Source organism: Bacillus sp. FJAT-29790, from assembly GCF_019039215.1.
Lineage (GTDB): Bacteria > Bacillota > Bacilli > Bacillales > Cytobacillaceae > Cytobacillus.
Genome location: NZ_JAHNZZ010000001.1, coordinates 1763670 through 1786510, shown reverse-complemented (window position 1 = coordinate 1786510; position 22841 = coordinate 1763670). Strand labels below are relative to the sequence as shown.

The following is a 22841-nucleotide window of genomic DNA, read 5'->3' as shown; positions in this document are numbered from 1 at the left end:
ACAAAGTTTACGAAAACCGTTTTCCATTAATAGTATTTCCGAAAAGAATAAATAAACTCTTCTTACTTCACACTAAAACAGAGGTGAGTTGATGTATGAATAAAGGTGTATATATTGCTTTGTTAAGTATAGGTTTAGCCCAAGGTTTGAAGATTCCTATTCACTATTATAAAAAAAAGGAGTTTCGGCCTGAGTTATTCTTTCATACTGGCGGAATGCCAAGTTCTCATTCCGCAGGGGTGTCGTCACTGACAACCTTTATTGCATTGAAACGCGGAGTTCCAACGATTGATTTTGCTCTATCCCTCGTTTATGGACTAATCGTCATGTATGATGCACAAGGAATCAGACGGCAAACAGGGGAATTAACATTAAAAGTAAATCGCATGGGTGAACAAATGGACAAGATCCAAAAGGATGAATCGGTAAAGGTTGAAAAAGAATCCTCGAAGAAATTAAAGGAAATGCTTGGTCACCAGCCAGTTGAAGTCATTGGAGGAGCACTCCTCGGGGTGATAACCGGGACGATTGGCTATTTCTTAACGAAAAAAGATAGAAAAATGTTGAAATGTAAGGTAAGATTTAGGAGGTTGGGACTAAGGGGAGAGGGATGACTTGTCTGTGATGACAGTGGAAGATTATTTGCAATTATTGCAAAGTAAAGGCTTTCAGTTTGAAGAAGACGCCATCGGATTTATTTATTTTGGAAAACACTACACGAACGCATCCGATGAGCTTATTAATACAGCCATCGAATTAACACTAAAAGCACAAAAAAAGTTTGATGGTAGCTTCTATATTTCACTGCTCGAAACATTTATCGCAAATCGCGTAAAAACACGGAAAGATGCGATCCATTTCGTCAAAGAAAAAGAGATGATCTCGATTTAAAACAGGCTTGCATCTTTTTTCGGTCAATGAAGCATTATTTCATTGACCGTGCGAGCTTCATTTTTCTTATTTCGGTAAAAGAAAGGGTCTTTCATTGACCGTACGAGCTTCATTTTTCTCATTTCGGTAAATAAAACGCTCTTTCATTGACCATACGAGCTTCATTTTTCTCATTTCGGTAAAAGAAACGCACTTTCATTGACCGTATGAGCTTCATTTTTCTCATTTCGGTAAATAAAACGCTCTTTCATTGACCATACGAGCTTCATTTTTCTCATTTCGGTAAAAGAAACGCTCTTTCATTGACCGCGCGAGTTTCATTTTTCTCATTTTGGTCAAAGAAGCGCTCTTTCATTGACCGTACGAGTCTCATTTTTCTCTTTTTGAGACTTTATTTGAACTGCTGTTAAAATAAAGCAAAAGATTTCCCGTTTAAAAACAACAAAAAAATCGGCAGCAGTGCCGATTTTTTATATAGCCTCTTTCCGGCTTTTTTTCATTTTGAGTAGCGATTTTTTCATCGGCAGTTCAGCGAAGATCATTCCAGCAAAAATGAGCAGACAACCGAAGATCGCACTCATTGAAAGACGCTCATCCGCCCAGATGTAGGCTGTGGCGGCTGCAAATACGGGCTCCATGGCGAAGATTAAAGCCACTCTCGTTGGCGTCGTATACCTCTGAAAGCTCGTTTGGGCAAAAAAAGCAAGAGCCGTCGCAAAAACAGAAGTAATTATGAGCGCCGACAACACATTACCACGCAGGATCACATCGGGTCGAAACGCTTGTTGCCAATCCTCCGTAAAAATAGCAAATGTGCTTGACAGTAAAGCAACAGTAGAAATTTGGATTACCGTCAATAGGAGTGAAGGGTATTTGCTGCTAAACTTTCCTGTAGAAACGATATGCATCGCAAACCCTAAAGCCCCTATAAATACGAAGCCATCCCCGATATTTAGGGAAACCTTATCAGTCATTGTTAAAAAATATAGACCGACCGTCGCAATCGAAACACCGATAATCGCGTTAATTCCCGGCTTTATCTTTAATAAGAAAAGGGAGAGAACTGGAACTAAGACGACGCTAAGCCCGGTAATAAAGCCTGCTTTCGATGAAGAAGTGTATAATAACCCGGCTGTTTGAAACGCATAGCCAATAAATAGACATATGCCAAGAATGAACCCTGAAAATAACAACTTCCGGTCGAAATGTTTTAGCTGCTTCTTCTCAAACAGAAAAAGCCACCCTGCAAGCAATACGGCAGCAATAAAAAACCGCACCCCATTAAATGAAAGCGGCGGGAGAAAAGCGATCGCGTTTTGAATGACGACAAATGTTGATCCCCAAATTAAGGCGATGAGCAACAAGCTTGAATCCGCAAATATTCTAGATTGTTTCATATTAGAGTTCTCCTTTCTTGGCTAGTAGGAAAGTTTAAGTTATTAACCTACTATTCCTGCTAAAAATATCGCATCGCCAAAAAAGTTTTAGCGAACGCCAAATTTTTCTAATGATTTTTTCGAATAGCCGCACGGGCTAATTCATCTGCCGTCTTGTTTTCTGAGCTTGGAATCCATTTCATGAAAAATAAATCCAGCTGTTTGCTTAATGTTAATGCCTGCTCAAGCAGTGGGGCATATGTTTTGTTTTTTGCAAATTCTTTTTCAACCGCCCGATTAACCGCTTGAGAATCCGTCCGGAATGAAACGACTTTATAACCTTTCTCGATACAGATTTCAAGGGCATGAATCAGCGCGTAATATTCTGCTTTGTGATTCTCCATTTCACCAAGCGGAATCGAAAATCTCTCCACATGGCCATTGCCTTTGATAAAAATTCCTGCACCGCTTGGACCTGGATTTCCTGCGCTTGCACCGTCTATATATACTTCAAACAATGATTAGTCCTCCACTTGATTGTATTCTGAAAAAAAGTCATTATGAAAAGGATCAACAGGGTAAGCTAAAAGTAAGTTTAACATAAAATGAAGGATTCAAGAGAAAAAATAGTGCTGAATTTTATAAATGTTTGTAAACGGATTTTTCGATTTTATTGTCGGGAACCGCATATCATTTCATTAGATTTAGGAAACTTGTAAAACGGAATTTTACTATTCGGATAAAAAGCGTAGAGAGGCTGAAAAAGATGAAATATAAATTGGAGTGGACTTACAAAAAAAAAGGGCAGGAAGGGATAGCTTTTTCTTCCGACTGGGTTGAAGGGGAACTAGCGTTAACAATTGGGGAGGATATTGAAAAGAGCGGAAAAGGTGTCGATATTACCTATCATGATGAGATCGGAACATCATGGAACACAAAAGAAATGAAAAAGCTGCTGACGGAAATTGAAGAAGATCCGCATGATTTGACCGTTTATTTTGACGGCGGTTTTAATAAAGATACGAATCAAGCGGGGCTAGGTGCAGTGATTTATTATAAACAAGGAAAAAAGAAATACCGTATTCGGTCTAATGAGTTGTTTGACGAAATTGAAAATAATAATGAAGCAGAGTATGCTGCCATGTATTATACGATCAACCTCCTTGAAGAAATGGGCGTTCATCATATGACATGTGAGTTTAAAGGAGATTCTCAAGGGGTGTTAATGCAGTTAAAAGGGGAATGGCCATGTTATGAAGATAATTTAAATCGTTGGCTTGACCGAATTGAAGGGAAAATCAAAAAGCTTCATGTGAAAGCTAAGTTTACACCTATCCCGAGGAATGTGAATAAAGAGGCTGATAAGCTTGCTACACAGGCCCTTGAAGGGAAAATGATAAATAGTAAAATGCAAGTCATATAGGGCCGAAAGAATGAAGGAAGGTGTGAATAAGATGAAACGGAAAAAAATATTTGATGATGTGGAAGAATTGCTGAACAACTATTGCAACGGCTGTTTTTTATATAAACATCATAGAGCGGAAAATGGGCGCCGCTATGCGCATAAATTCTGCATTACAACGTGCACCGTTGGAGATAAAATAAAGGCCATTGGCGGTAAATTGTCATAGCGTTCAAACATAACCTTTCATCTGTAGGAGAGGGTTTCTCCACATTAGGTACGATTAAGTCTTAAAAGTAAATAAAGAAAGGCTGGCAAATGCCAGCCTTTTTATTTATTAGATTATAGTTTTACAACGTTTGCAGCTTGTGGTCCGCGGTTTCCTTCAACGATTTCGAAAGAAACTTCTTGGCCTTCTTCTAGAGATTTAAAACCTTCTCCTTGAATTGCAGTGAAGTGTACGAATACATCGTCTCCACCTTCAACTTCGATAAATCCAAACCCTTTTTCATTGTTAAACCATTTTACTTTGCCGTTTTGCATGTTACTTTTCCTCCTAAGCCGTTTAAGACATATTTAAATGCCTTAGATAAATATTACCACTCAACTAAAATACTGCTGATATTTAGTAATAACGGAAATATTTTATGTTAAATGATGACTTAAATATACACGAATATCACGGCACAGTCAAGGAATTTAGGCGAATTTTCAGAAAAACAATACCATTTTTTAGAATATTGTAAAAAATACTTCCCAGCTCCGCACCATTTCCTTCTGAAAATCGGATTGGAAGGTTTCATTTATAATAATTATTGACAAATTTTCAATAGGGTTTAAAATGTTGAACAAGGGAAACTTTTATAATTGAGGGAAAAAGTAATGATTTAATCAAAAATAAATGCACATATCGAAAAAATGGGCATACACTCATTAAAAGAATCATTTGAAATGGAGAAAGAGGTGTATTTTGATGAAAAAATTAATTGCCCTGTACATTGCTTTTTCTTTATTGTTTCTAGCAGCTTGCTCAGGGAATTCATCTAAGAGTGAGCAAAAAGGAGATAAACTTATTGTAACGACAACGATAAGTCAAATTGCTGATGCGGCGATGAATATCGGCGGTGACAAGGTTGAGGTTCAGAGTTTGATGGGGCCTGGAACGGACCCGCATCTTTATAAAGCAACCCAGGGAGATATTTCGAAACTCCAAAGAGCAGATGTGATTTTTTATAACGGTCTTCATCTGGAAGGGAAAATGCTTGGTGTTCTTGAAAAAATGAATAAAGATAAGCCGACATACGCGATTGGTGATTCGATTAAAAAGGAAAATCTTTTATCCCATGTGAACGACAGTACTGCAGTTGACCCTCATATCTGGTTTGATATTGATTTGTGGAAAAGGGCTCTCGAAGAGGTGGAAAAGGGATTAATTAAAGCAGATCCTGATAATAAAGATTTTTATGAAAAAAATGCCGAAGCTTATTTTAATAAACTTGAGGAATTAAAGACTTTTGCGCTTAAGGAAATGGCGAAAATTCCAACAGAACAAAGAGTGCTTGTTACAGCCCATGATGCCTTTGGATACTTTGGAGCAGCATATGATATGGAGGTAATGGGACTGCAAGGTCTGAGTACAGATTCGGAATACGGACTTGGAGATGTTCAGAGTTTAGTAAATACATTGGTTACAAGAAATATTAAAGCTGTCTTTATTGAATCGAGTATTTCTGATCGTTCAATTAATGCTGTCATTGAAGGTGCGAAGAAAAAAGGCCATGTCGTTAAGGTTGGCGGAGAACTTTTCTCGGATGCAATGGGTGAAGAAGGGACAGAAGAAGGCACTTATATAGGCATGTACAAACATAATTTAAAAACAATAGTAGAGGCTTTGAGATAGGGGTGGACATATGAATCCGGTCGAAGTGAAAAATTTAACGGTTGCTTATCAGAAAAAGCCTGTGTTGACAGATGTTAGCTTTGATGTGCCTGAAGGAAAGCTGATTGGAATCATTGGTCCTAATGGAGCGGGAAAATCGACGTTAATTAAAGCCATTTTAGGCTTGATACCAAAAGCAACAGGAGACATTCAAATTTACGGAAAAAAGTATCACCCAAAGGATAAAGTTGTTGGGTACGTTCCTCAGCGCGGCTCTGTTGACTGGGATTTTCCGACAAATGCACTCGATGTTGTTTTAATGGGACGTTATGGACATATCGGCTGGTTCAAGAGACCCAGAAAAAAGGACATTGCCCATGCACTTGAATGTTTGCAGAAAGTTGGGATGGAAGCATTTGCGGATCGCCAAATCAGCCAGTTATCCGGGGGCCAGCAGCAGAGGGTTTTCCTTGCAAGAGCGCTGGCTCAGGATGCATTGGTTTATTTTATGGATGAACCATTTGTCGGGGTGGATGCTGCAACAGAAAGAGCCATTATTGAACTGTTAAATGAATTAAAAAGCCAGGGGAAAACAGTGCTTGTTGTTCATCATGATTTGCAGACCGTAAAAGATTATTTTGACCACGTCATCTTATTGAACGTAAAAACAATTGCGGCAGGTCCAACAGAAAATACGTTTACCATTGAAAACCTTCATCGCACATATGGGGGGAAATTGGCTTTTTTGGAAAAAGATCAGCTGATGGTCGAGCAAAGGTGAGGTGCTCAGAATGAATGAGATGCTGAAAATGATTTTTTTTGATGCGAATACGCAATGGGTACTGCTTGGGACCATGCTTTTAGGTTTAGCAAGCGGGGTTCTTGGCAGCATTGCTTTGCTAAGGAAACAAAGTTTAATCGGGGATGCGGTTGCCCATGCGGCGTTACCGGGTATATGTATTGCTTTTTTAATAACTGGAGAAAAGTCATTAACGGCTCTTTTAATTGGTGCGACGATAACCGGCCTGCTTGCAGCTTACTGTATCCAGTTCATTACCTCAACATCGATATTAAAAGAGGATGCGGCTATCTGTTTAGTTTTATCCGTGTTTTTCGGTTTCGGAATTGTTTTATTAACAAAAGTATCGCAATCTTCATCTGGAAGTAAAAGCGGATTGAATAATTTCATCTTCGGGCAGGCTGCATCACTAGTCGGAAATGATGTGAAGTTAATGGCAGGGACCTCTGCTGTCTTAATTCTGATCACCGCCCTGCTTTTTAAAGAATTGAAAGTGCTGACCTTTGATCCTGCTTTTGCTAAAGGGCTAGGGCTGCCAACGGGCTTATTGAATTTCCTGTTCCTATCTCTATTAGTAGCTGCCGTTGTCATTGGGATTCAAGCAGTCGGCGTTATTTTAATGGCCGCCCTGCTTATTACGCCTTCTGTTGCGGCGCGTTATTGGACGGATTCACTTGGAAAAATGGTTGTCATCTCAGGGATATTTGGTGCTGTTTCCGGTATGGCCGGAACACTCATAAGCACACTTAGGGAAGGATTGGCAACAGGCCCGTTTATTGTTGTTACAGCTACCGTTTTGTTCCTGCTCTCTATGCTTTTTGCACCGGAAAGAGGGCTTGTGACGAAATGGGTAAAACGAATGTTATTTGACAAGCACATTAGAAAAGAAATGCTGCTTCAAAGGAATAAAAGGAGCGGTTTTCATGAGCTATGAAGGCTGGATATTAATCGTTGGTTCTTTAGCCGGCATTACATGTGGAATGACAGGCTGCTTCTTAATTTTACGCAAGCTTTCGATGCTAGCTGATGCGATTAGTCATACTGTTCTGCTAGGTATTGTGCTTGCATTTATCATTAGTCAAAGCATGAATGGTTTTTACATGCTAGTTGGCGCAGCGGTTGTCGGGCTATTGACCGCATTCCTTGTACAAATATTTCATAGCTCTGGCATTCAGGAGGATGCTTCAATTGGCGTTGTGTTTACTTTCCTGTTTGCGGTTGGTGTCATTCTGATAACATTATTTGCAGATGATGTTCATTTGGATGTCGATCATGCATTAATGGGTGAAATCACCTTTGTTCCATGGGATCTCGTCAAGTGGGGTTTTCTCAGTGAGCTTCCGAAAGCATTTCTGATGTTAACGATTGTTCTCGTAATCAATCTTATGATTATCGGGTTCTTTTATAAAGAATTGAAAATCACATCCTTTGATCCGCAAATGGCAGCAGCAATCGGAATCCCCGTGCTGCTAATTCACTATCTCCTCATGGGGATGGTATCGATCACAACAGTCGCTTCCTTTGATAGTGTTGGGGCGATTTTAGTCGTCGCCATGCTGATTGCACCGGGAGCTTCTGCTTATCTGTTAACAGATCGATTAAGTGTCATGCTTTTGCTAAGTGCTATATTTGGCGTAGCTGCTGCGATTATAGGCTACTTTCTTGCAAGCTGGCAGGATGTTTCAATTTCAGGCAGCATGGCATCAGTAAACGGTTTGATTTTCGCCATTGTCTTCTTATTCTCGCCAACAAAAGGGCTGATTTCAAAAAGGCTGTCGATGAAAAAAATTAAGATGGATTAAAGAGAGCTCTTCACAAAAGTGAAGGGCTTTATTTTTTTGCTAATTCAATTACGGTCACTAATAACCCCTAGGACCATTTATTCACGAACTATAGAGAAAACGTAAATATATTAGATCATTTATGTATAAACGACGGATACCATTCTAAATTAAAGTAGGTATGAGTTGACAAAAGGGAATTTTTATTTTATTATAAATCTCGAATTGAAGATACTTGAAGTGGAGATAGTTCTCGGAAGTGGGCATGCGGAAGATAACTAATTTTAGCAACAGATTTTATTCGAGTGGAATGGATCTAATATGCCAAGTAAAAACTAGAATTATGATATAAGTTCAAAGGGGGATAAGTGAATGAAACATATATTCCAAAAAGGCAAAGATTTATCAAAACCTACCTTGTTATTACTCCATGGAACCGGGGGAAATGAATTAGATTTACTGCCACTTGCAGGGAAAATTGACGAAGCAGCTTCAGTCCTTAGTGTACGCGGGAATGTTCTCGAAAATGGAATGCCCCGATTTTTTCGGAGATTAGCGGAAGGCGTGTTTGATGAAGAGGATCTCGTTTTTCGTACAAAAGAATTATATGAGTTTCTGGATGAAGCTTCACAGAAATACGAATTTGATCGGACGAATATTGTAGCAGTTGGGTATTCTAATGGAGCAAACATCGCCGCAAGCTTATTGTTTCATTATCAAGATGCATTGAAGGGAGCTATTCTGCATCATCCGATGGTTCCAAGAAGAGGTATTGATTTACCGGATCTTTCAGGTAGGTCCGTATTCATCGGTGCAGGGACAAATGATCCGATTTGCACTCCGAAGGAATCTGAAGACCTTCATTCAATATTAAAAAGTGCAAATGCTAATGTACATCTACATTGGGAGAATCGCGGTCATCAGTTGACTTTCGAAGAAGTTAATGCTGCTGCAGAATGGTACCGGCAGATCTAGCTGCACAATTACTAGAGTTTAAATTTAAAAGTAATTTCATTCATTAAACCCCAGAGATGGGGTTTTTATTTTTTGTTTTTTTGTTCTATACAAACTATAACAAATTTGTTGTATTAAATATAGAACAGTATGGAGGGGATACCGTTGATTATTCAAATTGAGCCCCAGTCAGATATTCCTATCTTTACTCAGCTAACGAATCAAATTATTGAGGGAATTGCTAGGGGAGCTATGCAATCCGGGGATTCGCTGCCTTCTGTACGTGCATTGGCTGCGGATCTTGGTGTAAATATGCATACCGTAAATAAAAGCTATCATGAGTTAGAAAAGAAGGGGATTATTCGCATCATTCCAAAATCTGGTGCTGTGATAAATTTTCCGAAAGAAATGACAGGGTATACGAACCGGCTCTTGGAAGAATTTAAACCGATGATTGCAGAAGCTCTCGTTTTAGGATTGGAAAGAGAGCAGATTCAAGATCTTGTGTCATCGATCATTGGGGACTTAAAGGGAAAAACTTAAATGCTTAAAAGGAAAGAATAAGATGGATCCGCATCCAGCGAGTGGAATCTCCGATCTTGATGATGATCAATATTGGAAGGGCGGCCTCTTATATTTTAATAAAAATGATCCTTCCATTTTTGTTGAAAAACGTTTCAGAATAGGCTGGACGCTAAACTTTGCCAACCCTATCGGTTATATCGTCCTGTTTGGGCCGATTATTATTATTTTACTCATTTCGTTCTTTGGGTAACGAATCAACTTTAGGGGACTTTTGATGAAGAGGTCATATTACTTTCTTTATATAGTCCTTATATGGTGGGCTTTACTTTTGATTCCTAGAAACGGAGCAAGTCCCTATGCAAATAATCATATAAATGATGATCTTAACGATATTTTTGAGTATATCTTACTTGACAATCCATCTGCAGCAGCAAGCATGCTTGATAAAATAATGAGCTCATTGCGTCAATTAGAAGGTTTTCCTAACTCGGGTGTAAAGGTAAATGAAAGTTCCATTAAAAACTATCATTTTCGAATGCTCATCATTGAACCATATGCAGCCTTTTATCGAATTATTGAAAATAAAGTGCATGTTTACCGTATTTTACACGGTTCAAGAGATTATATTAATGTTTTAAAAAACAACAAGTAAAAGTTATATTTCTTTCATTCAATAATGATATCGTCTAATACTAGTACAAATGGGGTTTTTTGGAATTTCTTCTTCAGAATCAATTTTGCTCATAAATAAATCAACTAACTGCTGCGGATTTCGGCAGTTTTTTTTTCAATAGTGAATTTCCAAAGCCAAACAACAGATTGGAAGGGATTTCTTCTGGAACGTCATATTCGTAAAGTGAGAAAGTTTTGTGAAGAGAGGGATCACTGTATTTTTCGTCGCTTTTTAATTTACATATTTTTTTACTATCCATCAATCGACAAGATATTCAAATAAATTGAAACGTTTTACATACCTCATTTGTCTAACAGTTAGATACAAGAAGGGAGGGAAAGGAATTTGTCAGATATTAAGAAAGTACAGCGTGCGAAAAGAGGCAATCATAGAGCTTTTCAGGAGTTAATGGCGGAGGAAAAGGTCAAGCTTTATAAAATGGCCTATGTTTATATGAAAAACGAACATGATGCACTTGAAGTTTTTCAGGAAACAGTATATAAAGCTTTTATTTCGATTAAAAACCTAAAGGATGAAAGGTATTTTTCAACATGGTTGACACGTATTCTCATTAACACAGCTGTGGATTTATTAAACAGGAAGAAAAGAATTGTTCCTATGGAAAGAGAAGTTTTAGAAAGTAAGATGAATTCAAATCTATCAAGTGAAACAGATCTAGATTTACTTCAGGCAGTTATGGAGTTAGAGGAAAAATATAAAGTAGTTTTAATTCTCCGGTTTTACAAAGATTTTACAGTCAAGCAAATTGCGGAAATTTTGAATTGGCCAGAAGGAACGGTGAAAACAAATATACATCGCGGAGTTAATTTATTAAAAGAAAAATTGAAGGAGGATTGTGTAAATGAGTAGCCAATGGCCGGATTTTAAAAAAGAATTGGATAAAATTCCAGTACCAATGGATAAGCTTGATTCGATTATTACAAATACGATCAATGAAAATCGAGGCAAGAAATCGAAGAGAAAAATGGCTTTCTATTCGCTCAGTGCAGCGGTTGTAGGTTTAGGATTGTTTATTGGGTCGGCGAGTGTTTCTCCTGCGGTGGCAAAGATCGCTTCGAATATTCCAATCATCGGAACCTTTTTTAATGATGCTTTAGATGAAGGCTTAAAAATAGCGGGGAAAAAGGGATTAACGCAAATTGTCGATAAGTCTTCAAAGGATCATGGGATTACTGTAACAATGAATGAGATTTTTTATGATGGAACACGCTTAACATTGGGATATACACAGGAATCATTATTTGCGATTGGTGACCTGGAACGGCCAACCATTGAAGTAAACGGAAAGGAAATTAACTTCAGTTCCGGCTCTTCAGGAGATTTTGTCACCCCACAGAAATATAAGGGGATTATCGATATTACACCAACTGAGGAGCTACCTGAAGAATTTGACATGAAGATAAGAATTGATGCTGTTGGATTGATTCCTGGAAAGTGGGAGTTCAAATTTCCAGTAAAGCAATCGAATGAAGTGACAGTCATTCGACTGCAAGAAGTGAAAAGGTTTGAACAGGCAGACGTTCAAATTACTTCATTGAAACTTGGTCCAGCTGGAACCAATCTTTCTGTAAAAGTATCAAAAGATGAGAAAAATACTAAGTTTGATCCGCATATGTTGAAATTTTACATGATAGATGATAAAGGAAACATGTTAGACACAGTCACCGGAAGAGGCATTGGAGAGGTGGAAAATGGGGAGGTAAAGACAGATCTTGATTTTCTTTATTCACCCTTAAAAGAAGGAGCAAAAAAAGTTCGAATCATTCCTTATACGATTCCGATGTCTGGAGAAGCTTGGGAAAAGGTGTCAATCCCTTTAGATGCTCAAAGTTTTCCTTTTGTGGTTGATCAAGGTGATTTTGGGAAGATTATCGTTACAGATATATCTTATCAAGAAAATAAAATGGTTGTGTATTTTGACGTTCAAAGTGATTGCATCGTTGACAAAGCAAGTAACCCCATTTGGTTAGAAGACGCAAACGGGAAAAACTTAATGGTGAAGGATAAACCAGACGCGGAACGAATTGAGGGAAACAGCTATAAGCAAGAATTTTCTACTGGTAAAAAGAAAGGTTTACAGCTTAAAACCCATAAGTATCCGAAAACAATTACGTATGAAGCATTTGAAATTGATATACCATAAATTGGGTTGGCCCCTTTTCAAATTTGGAAAGGGGTTTTTGAGGGAGAATAAAATTTTAACTCTTTTTTTCGAACAAATTAATTACCATTGTGAATTTTCCAATAATCAGTTAAATAGGGTTAGTCATAAAATACATAGGACTGTCCAATTTCACAAGACAGTCCCTTAAGTCTATTCCGCTATTTCTTTAATTCTATAATGATATCGTCTAATACAAATTCCTGCCTGCCTTTACCGGGTTTTTTCGGAATTGAAATTGCTTTCTCGCCAAATTCGTTTATTTCTACTCCACCATAATTTTCAGATGTATATTCATATAAATGAACATAAGGGGTGATAATAAGTTTCGCTGCATTCGGGTCTAATTTTTCAAACGTTTTACTCAAGCTCATTTTATAGCCCTCACTGTCACCTGATCCGCCATTTCCTTCACCAGAGTAAATATTCCCTAAATCATCTTTAATTTCAATATCCACATCTACACCGTGCCATTTGTCTCTTACTTCCTTGGAAACCATCTGATCAAAATAAACGATAAAGGACATTGGCGTAACGGAAATTTTTCCGATATTCACTTGTACGCCATTATGCACCGCACTACGGTCCGTTAATTGTGTGTTGTTTTCCGTTGCCTTTAAAGAAAAAGCAAAGTTCCAATTCCCTTTGATTTCTATTTGCTTTTCCGGAATGGTAATTTCTTCAATCCTCCATTTTACATTAACAGCATCCTTATTAATGAGATTAAAGCTGCTAGCAGTGATTAAGCCCACATAATTATTTTTATCCACTCTTGAAATTGTAGAACGACCTGTTGTTCCATTTGCTCCTTTTATATTTAAGAAATCAAGCAAGAGAGGGTCATCACCTAAATCTTGATCGCTTTCTAGCGAATATGTTAATGAAATAGTTTCCCCATCAAAGATGGCATCATTTATAGTAACTTTAATGCCTTTACTTTCTTTTGTCATGTTGATCGCACTGGAATAGGCCTTATAATCATCATATAGACCAGTACTTCCATTATCTATAAATCTAAATATGTCTCCAATGATAGGAATATTGCCGGCATAAGCAGGGAAGGTTAATCCGAATGTTGTAGCTGATAACCCTGCAATGATGACAGCTGCAGCAACATTCTTTTTCCAACTATTTACTTTTTTCTTCTGATTCAGTGATTTTTTCAGAGCTTTTTTTACTTTCGTGTTTTCAAATTCACTTACTTCCATTTCCACAAATTCATTTCCATCTATATCAATATCAATATCATTTAATAATTCATAAATATCTTTCATACGATACTGCCTCCTAGATTAAGATTCGTAGCTTTGTGATAGAGCTTCTTTTTTCCTCGATAAATTCGATTATCGATCGCAGATTTTGTCAAACCTAGCTTTTCAGATATCTCCTCCGTTTTTAACCCGAGAAAGAACTTCATGATAAAAATTTCCCGATCCACTGGCTCTAATAAATTGATTAGCTTGATTAGTTCCGCTTTGTCTTCCATTATCATTAGTTCATCTTCTGCTGATTTTTCCGCATTCACTTCTAGATCATTTAAAGTGAATTCTGCATTTTTACTAAACTTTCTGTAGTAATCAATCGATTTAAACTTTGCAATGGCACATATCCATTTCTTAAAATCAGTCGAATCTCCACGGAATTTTTTCGAATGATTCCATATTGAAAGAAATATATCGTTTATGCACTCTTCTATGACGCCATTCTTCCCAAGAGGGGAGAGAACTTTATACGTTATCCCTTTTATTAGCGGCAAATATTTATCAACGATAAATTCTAATGCGTCTTCTTTTTGACGCTGTAATCTCTGTATAAAATTTGTATCATTTGAAGTCATGTTAATGATCTCCTTATTTTTTTGTAAAAGCTTTTACACCTTATAAAACGAAACGAATTTGATTTTTTCTCACATTTTCAATAAAAAGATAATTTAATTAGTCTATCATAGAGATCTGAAGGAAGATCGCTAAACAAAATATATTCCTTTTTGAAATGGCCAGCTTAAAAGATTTAGACAATTATTTTAATATAATGCAACTAATTGATATCTTCCCGTATCTAATCTATTGAAAAACAAATAAAAAACGAGCGAGGAGGTGTCTAAATGGGATCATTAAAAGCCTTGGTCAAAAAGGCGAAAAAGGGAGATGGAGAAGCTTTTGTTTCTCTCGTAAAGCAATATGAAGATGTATTGTACAGGACAGCTAGCAGATTATTAGACAATGATGAAGATGTGGCTGATGTTATGCAGGAATCTATTATCTCAGCTTATGAAAAATTACATACCTTGAAAAGTGATGAGTACTTCAACACATGGATTTGTAAAATATTAATTAATAAATGCAACAGCTTACTCAACAAGAATAAGAATTATTCGACGGTTGATGTGTATTTACTCCCAATACAAAGTAAAGATGATTTTCAAAATATAGAGTTAGAGGATGCGCTAAACAGTTTAAATAAAGATTATAAATTAGCTTTCATCTTATACTATATTGTCGGATTGAACATTAGGGAAATGAGTAAATTTTTAAAGGAGCCAGAAGGTACGATTAAATCAAGACTCTCCAGAGGCAAGTCGATATTAAGAAATAATTATTACAAAAGTGAGGGAGTGATTGGATATGAAAAATAACTTCGATAAAGAATTTGATCAGATTATGAATGAAAAGAAAGAGATGCCTGCTAAAGTAAGACAATCTTTAGATCTATCATATGATATGGTTCGAGCACGATCGAAAAAGAAGAAACACAATTTTATTTGGAAGAGAGTAGCTATGCCTGCTTGTGGACTAATCGTAACTGGTGTTGTCCTCACTAACCAAAATGTCATCGCCAGTATAAATGATTTCTTAAACTTTGGTGATCAAGGCATAGAACGTGCCGTAACGGAAGGGTTCACACAAGAAAGTAATAGCACGGCTACCGATCAGAATATAAAAGTAACACTAAAACGACATTTTGCAGATGCAAATAAATTGGGAATGAGTTTTCAGTTAGAATTTGAAGACCGCACGATCCTTAAGAAAGATGTGATACGAGTTTCAATGGATTATCGTCTGAAAAATGGTGATGGTGAATACATTGTAGAATTTATTCCAGATACAAAATCATTGAAAGGAAACGGTGGATACATATCTGGCCTCATAGATGAAAATCCGAAATTAGATATAAAAATGGGGATTGCTCAATATGATGTTGTGGTTGATTCCAATAAAGGGGACATTCCTCTTTTACAAGATGCTGTAGTAGAAATAGAAAGTATCAATGTTTTTTACGAAACGAAGGCATTCAAGAAAATCGATGGAAAATGGGATTTGCCGGTAGCCAATCAGGACATAAGCAAATCGATTTCAATCATTGAATATGCAATGGATGATCCATTGTCTGTCATTCAAGTTTCTTCCGCCAAGGCAAGTCCAACATCATTAAATCTAACATTTTCCGTGCGTGAATTATTTGAGAATGAAAGTCCATTCTCACATACAATGAAAATCATAGATGAAGAAGGCAATGAATATCGTCCAGGGGGCTTTAATATGAGTGAAAGAAAGAATGAAACAATTATTTCAACAAACTTCCCGATCACTTCTTATAACAATGCTAAAAAGCTGAAATTAATTGTTGAGGGTATAGGAGAGGTTGAACTACTTAAAAATTAGACAGGGAAAATATACCAATGGAAATTTTAAATATAGAAAAGTCTAGTAAGGGGAATGAAGAATTTGTATTAGAAGTAAATTTTTTTTGCCATGGGATTAACGAGAAGGTGGAAATTATTTGCTTTTATGTTTATTATCATCTTATCCTTTTTGGCAGCTTGTAATACGAATGGAAAACAAATGGAGACAAAAGACGCCCAAGGAAACAAACAGGAAGAAAATATCGGATTTAAACCTCCTGATATGGAAAGTATAAAAGACAAAACCGACCAATTTAGCAAATCGGTTAAACAAGGCTATGGACTAATGAACAATACGCATGTGCTTTTAAATGATTATGTTGGTAATCAACTTTCATGTTCAAGCTGTCATGGAGATGCCGGTCTAGATTTAAGTTCAAGCTTTGTTGGGGTGTCGGCAGTATATCCGCAATACAATGCTCGGGGGGGGGGGCGAGTAGTTACCATTGAAGATAGGATCAACGGCTGTATGAGGCGGAGTTTGAACGGCAAGCCGCTTCCGATTAACAGCGATGAGATGCGAGCAATGGTTTCATATCTCTCATATATCTCAAAAGATGTTCCAACAAGAATATAAAACAGGACTTGGATCACAAAAAATTTAATCGAAAACCTGCCAGAAGCAAATATCGCAAACGGCGAGGCGCTTTACAAGCAATCTTGTATGGCGTGCCATGGGGAGAATGGTGCGGGTACGGGTGCCACAACTGGTCCTGCTCTTTGGGGAGCAGACTCTTTTAATATTGGTGCTGGGATGGCACGTATGGGAACAGCGGCGGGATATATAAAGCGGAATATGCCATTAGGAGAAGTTGGTGGGATTAAGCAAGGTGAATTGACAGATCAGCAGGCAGCAGATCTTGCAGCTTATATTTTATCCCACGATAGGCCGGACTTCCCTGGCAAAGAAAACGACTGGCCAAATGAGGATGCACCTGATGATGCTGCTTATGAAACAAAAGCGAAAAAGACAAAAGAAGAAGTGTCACAAGGACCAGAAGGAGAAACAAAAAAGTAATAGGTTATAATTAAAGTTTTCATCTTGGTATTTGTAATTTCGGTATACCTAAAAAAAGAAATCAAAGTGTGTTATTTGTTTGTAATTTAATTAATTAACCGAGGATAGATTACCATCCTCGGTATTTATGTGCTATCGATTTATTCCTTGTAATTTTAGGCATTTGATTTTTGTGATAAGGTGTCCTTCTTCCACAGTTTACCAGGCCAAAAAGCGAATCGACCAAGAACGGTAGTAATCGCGGGCACCAGAAGTGGACGGACGATAAATGTATCTAGTAGCACACCTATTGCTGTAACAATACCAAATTGAACAAGCACTTGAATTGGTAGGGTAGCTAAAACAGCAAATGTTCCTGCTAAGATTAGGCCTGCTGATGTAATCACACTTCCGGTTTGAATCACTCCGTTGGCGACAGCATTAAGATGACTTTGTGTTCGTTTATTCTTCCATATTTTCGAAACCATAAAAATATTATAATCCTCACCTAATGTAACACATCGGAGATTAGGAACTCATGCATTTGTAGCTATGCTATCAGTTGGAAATTATAAAGATGCAAACCAACAACCTATTTTCCCCTTAATGGATGAGATGGCCAAACAAATTGTTGACTTTTATTGGAATGGCTTAAGAAATTAATGAAGCAATAGTAATTTAAAGTATTATTCCATTGCTTAAAGGGGACGTAAATCTAGCGAATAATCTTATCCGTCGAGCATTAGATACTTGTTAGATTCAGAAGAAATTTCAAAGCCATGCTGAATGCATGGCTTTGAAAAAACAGGTTATTATTCCTTATCTGAAGGATTTTGGTTTTGTTCATAAACTTGTCTAGAAGGTCTATTTAAATTTGATACGTCTGTTTCTTCCCCAAATTCAGTGCCATAATTAGGTTTTCCAAAGCTTTGTCGATTAATGTCTTGATCGACATTTCTCATCGGTTCAAACAAAAGCGCTACGCAAGCCAGTCCACTTAGCCCAACAATACCAAAAATCACTCTTGACAAAAAGGCACCTTGTCCACCAAATATTGCTCCTACTAAATCAAATTTAAAAAAACCAATTAGTCCCCAGTTAATAGCACCAATTATAGTTAGAGCTAGGGCAATCCGATTTATGATTTTCATGGGTATAACACTCCTTTATCCTTAATTTTTTGTGAAACTATGTACAGGAAGGATCTACATCCTTCCTACCTGAATCTTTAGCGACGATGTTCGACTAAATCGATAGCCCCTAATACAACATGGGCCAATCCAAAGCCTATAACCGAACCTGTGATCAACGGTTTAATGTTTTTATTGTTCCGTAGTGCGATCCCAGTGGATGTTACTACTGTTCCGAGTACTGCGGGGATTAATCCTTCTCGTACGTTCTCCATAAAAACAGCCCTCCCGTTAGTTGCTAAGATTCATTCTTATCTTTAGGATTTAATGTTGGTTTAATACCAAAAAAATATGTAATGAATGCTCAATGTAGCATTTTATTTTTGATCTAAAGTGACTACCAATAATTGATAAAGTATATATACACCTAAGTAGGCTCCGGTAGTTAAGAAAATGGGGTCTAAGAAAAGAGCATGGATATTTGTCATAAATACGGTTCTATTATTAATAATTTCAAGAATAGATAGAGAAGCGATATTTCCAAAAATGAGTATCGAGATGATTGCACCAATATTAAAAATAAAACGAAACTTCACCCGGAATTTCTGTAAGATGAACATACTTAAAGGGAATATTATACTTGTTAGGACCAACAAAATTTTCAAAAAATCACCTTCTAAATACAGTTTTGTATTACCGAAAAGTAAAATTACATGATTTAAAGCTTTAACAAAACCTCATCATAAACCAATCTCAACTGATGTTAATTATTCTTTTTTGTGTTGTCACTCCTCTATTTTATTTATTTTATTATCTGCCTAAAAGGAAAGACTAACCATTGCTTTAGTTGTACATATGTTTTTTTTGACTCGCACCTACAAGAAAATACAAAGAACTGGAAGGTTTAATTTCAAGAATAAGAGGCACAGTAACATAGTAAAGGAGTGAAAATCAATGAGCCAGCAAGATTTAAAAAAGCAAGTTATGAAAATTATCTCTGATCATAGGATGGGCGTCCTTTCAACCGTTGAAAATAACAAGCCTCATTCACGGTATATGACATTTTATAATGAGGACTTAACATTGTATTCACCAACGAAAATGGATACTGAAAAAATAGTTGAAATAGAAAAAAATCCATTCGTTTCAGTACTGTTAGGTTATGAAGAAAAAGGGCAAAGCGATACCTATGTTGAAATTTCTGGAACATCTACAATTAATAAGTCGCAAGATTTGAAAGTGAAATTCTGGGATGAATCATTTAACAAATGGTTCGATGGTCCTGAAGATCCAAACTATGTATTTCTACAAATCCAACCTGAAACTGTCCGTATTTTAAACAATCAAGGTGAACCACCACAAGAGCTTTATTTCTAACAATAAAGGAGTGATTTATAATGAAAGCAAAAAACATAGTACATACATTCAATTCTTTTTTTACAGGATAATTAGGTAAATATCTTTTTGGAGTCAATATCTAGCATTTCCTTGGGGGGAAATGACGAAGAACTGCTACATAGGAAAAGGGTTATCCGTTAGTGGATGCTGGCAAGAGAGGATCTGAAAATTAAAAACGCTTGAATAAACATTTTATTATTCGAGCGTTTTCATGTTTTCGTTTCATTGCAAAATCAGTGAGATCAGGAGCTTAATAAATTATTCATGGAATTTAATACTTGTTCTACCGTTTCTTCACCTGCTTTTTCCCATCTGCTTTTATCTCTTATAAATCCGTCTTTATCCAAGGGCTCTTGAAATTGACTAAGTCCTGTAGTAGCGGTTAGTAATGAGTTTTCATCATAATCTAAACCAGTATTTACAACATGTTTAATAACATAAGGTGTTCCAAACTCAATATAGGCATTAGAATGATCCAAGGCCCCATCCAAAACGTTAAAAGGGATTCTTAAATAGATGGTTTCCCCACCTTCCCTCCATAAAACTGCATCAAATTTACCTTGATCATATTCAAAATTACTGCAAAAACTACACCCATGGGACAGAAACATCTTTCGAACAATACCAAAATGGGCCCTTTTTCCTTTAATTACTGAGTTTAATTTGATCATAATAATTCACCTCTAATAAGAATATTTAATACTATTATTTTCAAAAAAATGGGTAAAGATACATAAAAAATAAGGCTGTTTTCTAAATGATTGTTGTTTTTAAATAGGTTTTGACTGAAGTTGATTGGAGCGGAAGGTGCGAGACTCCTGCGAGACTGGTGAGACACCACAGGCTTAAAGCTTGAGGATGCTCACCGCCCGCCCCTTGGTTCGCTAAGCATCCTGAGACGGAAATCCACTACACTTCTAGTTGATTAAATAGCAACAAAGTTTACGAAAACAGCCAAAAATAAAGAGTAAATGTTGAAAAGACAATAAATATGTTGAAAAATCATTAATATAAAAGGGATATATTAGATCAAATCAAAGTGAAAAAAAAAGCACGAAACCATATATCATCCATTAACAAAACTACTATATCAATTTCATCCATAATAAAATGCTTAAAACTCGTTTATTGTTTCAATTGATTTAATTCCTGAATGCATTCTTGAACAAGTGTAACTCCCTGGCTCATAGATGCCCCACCGCCAAATGCGGCAGTCACACCTACAGCTTCAAGAATTTCTTGTTCTGAGCAACCTTGATCAAGACACCCTTTTGTATGATAGATGATACAATACTCGTCCTGGGCATGTAGACTGATGCCTAATGCGATTAATTGTTTTACTTTTTGAGATAAAACACCTTCTTTAAAACACTCTTCAGTAAAAGAATTAAATTGCCTTGAAAATTCAGGCATTTTTTCGGTAAACATGCCCAGTCCTTCTTTATATTTAATAAGTGCGGCTTCAGTAGAGTTTCTAGCTTCAAATTCCATTTATCATTCACTCTCTTTCTAAAAATTATGTTCATCAATGATATTATGAGCCAAATGTAAATATTTAAACGAATATTCTTGTATATAAACTTTAGTTTTCCGTATTTCATCCTTTTCCATAATCAAGAAAACATAATTTTAGGAAATAAAGGCACAATTCTATTAATAAGTTACTTACCTAGTGGATTTTAAAGAATAGAAAAGGTGATGAAATGGAACTGAATAACGAAAACGGAACATATCATGCTGGAGATATTGTCTATGTTTTTTACCGAAATCCGCATACTCAGGATGTAGCAAATATACAGGCAGCAGCAGTTGTAAATAACCCTGAGAATACCAACGAATTAGCTTTGTTTTTGTATGAAAATTATTATCCGTTATCAAGTGAAATGGCTATTTATACAACAGCAGAAGAGGCTAACCAAGCCTACCATTACTATTACGGAAATGATTCAGAGGAGACATTCGAATGAATCAGCCATTTACACCTAAGCTCGTCTATTTTGAACCCAATGCGTTGGATTACTCATTAGGAAGGGAGTTACTAGAAAAGTTTAAAAAGATGGATGTAGAAATCAGGTATACCACTTCCCATAATCAAGTAAGGAATCTTCCTGGGGAAAATGATTTTCAAAGATATCGGGTTGCCAAGTCTACACTAGTAGTCGGGATTAGAAAAACACTTAAATTCGATACCTCAAAACCTTCTGCAGAATATGCAATTCCTTTTGCGACAGGCTGCATGGGTCATTGTCATTATTGTTATTTACAAACGACGATGGGGAGTAAGCCGTACATCCGCACATATGTGAATGTCGATGAGATTTTAGAAGCGGCCGACAAATATATGGAGGAACGTGCACCTGAGCTAACAAGGTTTGAAGCATCCTGTACATCCGATATTGTTGGGATCGATCATTTGACTCATACGTTAAAACGAGCGATTGAACATTTTGGAGAATCAGAGTATGGAAAATTGAGATTTGTGACGAAATTTCATCACGTTGATCACTTGCTTGATGCCAAGCATAACGGAAAAACCAGATTTCGATTTAGTGTTAACGCTGATTACGTGATTAAGAACTTTGAGCCAGGTACTTCTCCTTTAGAGAAAAGAATTGAGGCGGCAGGAAAAGTTGCAAGAGCAGGGTATCCACTTGGATTTATAGTAGCGCCCATTTATTTGCATGAAGGGTGGGAGGATGGATACTATCAAATGTTTGAGCGTTTGGATGCAGAATTGCTGCCTGAAGCGAGGAAGGATTTAACGTTTGAGTTTATTCAACATCGTTTTACAAAGCCAGCCAAAAGAGTCATCGAAAAAAACTATCCCATGACAAAATTAGAGTTAGATGAAGAGAAAAGAAGGTATAAATGGGGGAAATATGGTATCGGAAAATACATTTACCAAAAAGGAGAAGAGGAGGATATAAAAAATCATCTTTATGCTTATATGGAAAAGTTCTTCCCGAATGCAAAATTAGAATATTTCACGTAATAGGATATAATTTAAAAAGTTGCTATATAAATGATCATAATGAGCTAATCGAACTTTCAAATCGATTAGCTTTTATTATTTTGGCTGTTTTCGTAAACTTTGCTGCATTTTTTAGTATTATTAACAACTGAGTTGATTGGAGCGGAGGGCACTTGACTCCTCGAAAATGCTATCGCATTT

31 protein-coding genes and 2 pseudogenes are annotated in these 22841 nt (G+C 36.7%); 22 read left to right on the top strand and 11 right to left on the bottom strand.

Annotated features, from left to right (window positions below):
- The first annotated feature begins 95 nt into the window (after positions 1-95).
- Together BGM26_RS08465 and BGM26_RS08460 are read left to right on the top strand one after the other, a co-directional pair.
- Positions 96-614 carry a divergent PAP2 family protein gene (locus BGM26_RS08465; protein WP_217039379.1) on the top strand — a complete coding sequence of 173 codons (519 nt, stop codon included), beginning with the start codon at positions 96-98 and terminating at the stop codon, positions 612-614.
- A gap of 7 nt (positions 615-621) precedes the next feature.
- Entirely contained in the window at positions 622-891 is a 270-nt protein-coding gene (locus BGM26_RS08460; RefSeq protein ID WP_217040709.1) for a DUF6123 family protein, read from the top strand.
- A 470-nt stretch (positions 892-1361) separates the two neighbouring features.
- Here the strand turns inward: BGM26_RS08460 and BGM26_RS08455 are convergent, their stop codons facing one another.
- Together BGM26_RS08455 and BGM26_RS08450 are read right to left on the bottom strand one after the other, a co-directional pair.
- Positions 1362-2288, bottom strand: coding sequence for a DMT family transporter (locus tag BGM26_RS08455; protein ID WP_217039377.1), 927 nt, complete (start codon positions 2286-2288; stop codon positions 1362-1364).
- Positions 2289-2395: 107 nt separating this feature from the next.
- On the bottom strand, positions 2396-2785 hold the full coding sequence (locus tag BGM26_RS08450) for a reverse transcriptase-like protein (RefSeq protein WP_217039376.1): 390 nt from the start codon (positions 2783-2785) through the stop codon (positions 2396-2398).
- Positions 2786-3033: 248 nt separating this feature from the next.
- On the opposite strand from BGM26_RS08450, the gene BGM26_RS08445 reads away from it, so the two are divergent.
- Both BGM26_RS08445 and BGM26_RS08440 read left to right on the top strand, forming a co-directional pair.
- The gene (locus tag BGM26_RS08445; protein WP_217039375.1) at positions 3034-3690 is read left to right on the top strand and encodes a reverse transcriptase-like protein; all 657 of its coding nucleotides are present in this window, start codon (positions 3034-3036) and stop codon (positions 3688-3690) included.
- Between the two features lie 31 nt (positions 3691-3721).
- Positions 3722-3898 carry a zinc-finger domain-containing protein gene (locus BGM26_RS08440; protein ID WP_217039373.1) on the top strand — a complete coding sequence of 59 codons (177 nt, stop codon included), beginning with the start codon at positions 3722-3724 and terminating at the stop codon, positions 3896-3898.
- Between the two features lie 113 nt (positions 3899-4011).
- Here the strand turns inward: BGM26_RS08440 and cspD are convergent, their stop codons facing one another.
- The gene (gene cspD / locus BGM26_RS08435; RefSeq protein WP_009332654.1) at positions 4012-4212 is read right to left on the bottom strand and encodes a cold-shock protein CspD; all 201 of its coding nucleotides are present in this window, start codon (positions 4210-4212) and stop codon (positions 4012-4014) included.
- 430 nt (positions 4213-4642) lie between these two features.
- Between cspD and BGM26_RS08430 the strand changes: the two genes are divergently transcribed.
- The 10 genes from BGM26_RS08430 (at position 4643) to BGM26_RS08385 (ending at position 12444) form a co-directional block, all read left to right on the top strand.
- Positions 4643-5569 (top strand): metal ABC transporter solute-binding protein, Zn/Mn family, encoded by a 927-nt coding sequence (locus BGM26_RS08430; RefSeq protein ID WP_217039371.1) that lies wholly within the window; start codon positions 4643-4645, stop codon positions 5567-5569.
- A 10-nt stretch (positions 5570-5579) separates the two neighbouring features.
- Positions 5580-6329, top strand: coding sequence for a metal ABC transporter ATP-binding protein (locus BGM26_RS08425; protein ID WP_217039369.1), 750 nt, complete (start codon positions 5580-5582; stop codon positions 6327-6329).
- Positions 6330-6339: 10 nt separating this feature from the next.
- Positions 6340-7281, top strand: a complete 942-nt coding sequence (locus BGM26_RS08420) for a metal ABC transporter permease (protein ID WP_217039367.1) — start codon at positions 6340-6342, stop codon at positions 7279-7281.
- Positions 7271-8149, top strand: a complete 879-nt coding sequence (locus BGM26_RS08415; RefSeq protein WP_217039365.1) for a metal ABC transporter permease — start codon at positions 7271-7273, stop codon at positions 8147-8149. The genes BGM26_RS08420 and BGM26_RS08415 overlap by 11 nt, the downstream gene beginning before the upstream one ends.
- A gap of 351 nt (positions 8150-8500) precedes the next feature.
- Positions 8501-9103, top strand: coding sequence for an alpha/beta hydrolase (locus BGM26_RS08410; RefSeq protein ID WP_217039364.1), 603 nt, complete (start codon positions 8501-8503; stop codon positions 9101-9103).
- 144 nt (positions 9104-9247) lie between these two features.
- A complete protein-coding gene (locus tag BGM26_RS08405) occupies positions 9248-9625 on the top strand; it encodes a GntR family transcriptional regulator (protein WP_217039363.1) in 378 nt (125 codons plus the stop codon).
- Between the two features lie 22 nt (positions 9626-9647).
- On the top strand, positions 9648-9857 hold the full coding sequence (locus tag BGM26_RS08400; protein ID WP_217040799.1) for a DUF5808 domain-containing protein: 210 nt from the start codon (positions 9648-9650) through the stop codon (positions 9855-9857).
- 24 nt (positions 9858-9881) lie between these two features.
- Positions 9882-10259, top strand: a complete 378-nt coding sequence (locus BGM26_RS08395; protein WP_217039362.1) for a type II toxin-antitoxin system RelE/ParE family toxin — start codon at positions 9882-9884, stop codon at positions 10257-10259.
- Between the two features lie 366 nt (positions 10260-10625).
- Positions 10626-11150 (top strand): sigma-70 family RNA polymerase sigma factor, encoded by a 525-nt coding sequence (locus tag BGM26_RS08390; RefSeq protein WP_217039361.1) that lies wholly within the window; start codon positions 10626-10628, stop codon positions 11148-11150.
- Complete coding sequence (locus tag BGM26_RS08385) at positions 11143-12444, top strand: DUF4179 domain-containing protein (protein WP_217039360.1); 1302 nt, start codon at positions 11143-11145, stop codon at positions 12442-12444. The genes BGM26_RS08390 and BGM26_RS08385 overlap by 8 nt, the downstream gene beginning before the upstream one ends.
- A gap of 179 nt (positions 12445-12623) precedes the next feature.
- On the opposite strand, the gene BGM26_RS08380 is transcribed toward BGM26_RS08385, so the two are convergent.
- Positions 12624-13736, bottom strand: a complete 1113-nt coding sequence (locus BGM26_RS08380) for a DUF4179 domain-containing protein (RefSeq protein ID WP_217039359.1) — start codon at positions 13734-13736, stop codon at positions 12624-12626.
- Positions 13733-14299, bottom strand: coding sequence for a sigma-70 family RNA polymerase sigma factor (locus BGM26_RS08375; protein WP_217039358.1), 567 nt, complete (start codon positions 14297-14299; stop codon positions 13733-13735). The genes BGM26_RS08380 and BGM26_RS08375 overlap by 4 nt, the downstream gene beginning before the upstream one ends.
- 267 nt (positions 14300-14566) lie before the next feature.
- Here BGM26_RS08375 and BGM26_RS08370 point away from each other — a divergent pair, with 267 nt between their 5' ends.
- The 4 genes from BGM26_RS08370 to BGM26_RS21485 all read left to right on the top strand — a co-directional run bounded on the left by BGM26_RS08370 (position 14567) and on the right by BGM26_RS21485 (position 17162).
- Positions 14567-15097: an RNA polymerase sigma factor gene (locus tag BGM26_RS08370; protein WP_217039357.1), complete on the top strand. Its 531-nt coding sequence runs from the start codon at positions 14567-14569 to the stop codon at positions 15095-15097.
- Positions 15087-16124, top strand: a complete 1038-nt coding sequence (locus BGM26_RS08365) for a DUF4179 domain-containing protein (RefSeq protein WP_217039355.1) — start codon at positions 15087-15089, stop codon at positions 16122-16124. Before BGM26_RS08370 ends, BGM26_RS08365 begins: the two co-directional genes overlap by 11 nt.
- Before the next feature lie 126 nt (positions 16125-16250).
- On the top strand, positions 16251-16721 hold the full coding sequence (locus tag BGM26_RS21490) for a c-type cytochrome (RefSeq protein WP_254119149.1): 471 nt from the start codon (positions 16251-16253) through the stop codon (positions 16719-16721).
- 12 nt (positions 16722-16733) lie between these two features.
- Positions 16734-17162, top strand: coding sequence for a c-type cytochrome (locus BGM26_RS21485; RefSeq protein ID WP_367949328.1), 429 nt, complete (start codon positions 16734-16736; stop codon positions 17160-17162).
- A 155-nt stretch (positions 17163-17317) separates the two neighbouring features.
- On the opposite strand, the pseudogene BGM26_RS08355 reads toward BGM26_RS21485, so the two are convergent.
- Positions 17318-17659: pseudogene (locus tag BGM26_RS08355) on the bottom strand (MMPL family transporter); the annotation flags it as partial.
- A 7-nt stretch (positions 17660-17666) separates the two neighbouring features.
- Between BGM26_RS08355 and BGM26_RS21925 the strand changes: the two are divergent.
- Positions 17667-17804 (top strand): annotated as a pseudogene (locus BGM26_RS21925) (TetR/AcrR family transcriptional regulator); the annotation flags it as partial.
- A 149-nt stretch (positions 17805-17953) separates the two neighbouring features.
- On the opposite strand, the gene BGM26_RS08350 reads toward BGM26_RS21925, so the two are convergent.
- The 3 genes from BGM26_RS08350 to BGM26_RS08340 all read right to left on the bottom strand — a co-directional run bounded on the left by BGM26_RS08350 (position 17954) and on the right by BGM26_RS08340 (position 18936).
- Entirely contained in the window at positions 17954-18292 is a 339-nt protein-coding gene (locus tag BGM26_RS08350) for a DUF378 domain-containing protein (RefSeq protein WP_217039353.1), read from the bottom strand.
- Positions 18293-18369: 77 nt separating this feature from the next.
- Entirely contained in the window at positions 18370-18546 is a 177-nt protein-coding gene (locus tag BGM26_RS08345) for an asparagine synthase (protein ID WP_217039352.1), read from the bottom strand.
- A gap of 102 nt (positions 18547-18648) precedes the next feature.
- The gene (locus tag BGM26_RS08340) at positions 18649-18936 is read right to left on the bottom strand and encodes a transposase (RefSeq protein ID WP_217039351.1); all 288 of its coding nucleotides are present in this window, start codon (positions 18934-18936) and stop codon (positions 18649-18651) included.
- 289 nt (positions 18937-19225) lie between these two features.
- Between BGM26_RS08340 and BGM26_RS08335 the strand changes: the two genes are divergently transcribed.
- Positions 19226-19648 carry a pyridoxamine 5'-phosphate oxidase family protein gene (locus BGM26_RS08335; RefSeq protein ID WP_217039350.1) on the top strand — a complete coding sequence of 141 codons (423 nt, stop codon included), beginning with the start codon at positions 19226-19228 and terminating at the stop codon, positions 19646-19648.
- Between the two features lie 263 nt (positions 19649-19911).
- Here the strand turns inward: BGM26_RS08335 and BGM26_RS08330 are convergent, their stop codons facing one another.
- Positions 19912-20340: a YugN family protein gene (locus tag BGM26_RS08330; protein WP_217039349.1), complete on the bottom strand. Its 429-nt coding sequence runs from the start codon at positions 20338-20340 to the stop codon at positions 19912-19914.
- Between the two features lie 454 nt (positions 20341-20794).
- A complete protein-coding gene (locus BGM26_RS08325) occupies positions 20795-21160 on the bottom strand; it encodes a carboxymuconolactone decarboxylase family protein (protein WP_217039348.1) in 366 nt (121 codons plus the stop codon).
- Between the two features lie 212 nt (positions 21161-21372).
- On the opposite strand from BGM26_RS08325, the gene BGM26_RS08320 reads away from it, so the two are divergent.
- Entirely contained in the window at positions 21373-21636 is a 264-nt protein-coding gene (locus BGM26_RS08320; RefSeq protein WP_217039347.1) for a transcriptional regulator SplA domain-containing protein, read from the top strand.
- Positions 21633-22661 (top strand): spore photoproduct lyase, encoded by a 1029-nt coding sequence (gene splB, locus BGM26_RS08315; protein ID WP_217039346.1) that lies wholly within the window; start codon positions 21633-21635, stop codon positions 22659-22661. The genes BGM26_RS08320 and splB overlap by 4 nt, the downstream gene beginning before the upstream one ends.
- Positions 22662-22841: the final 180 nt, after the last annotated feature.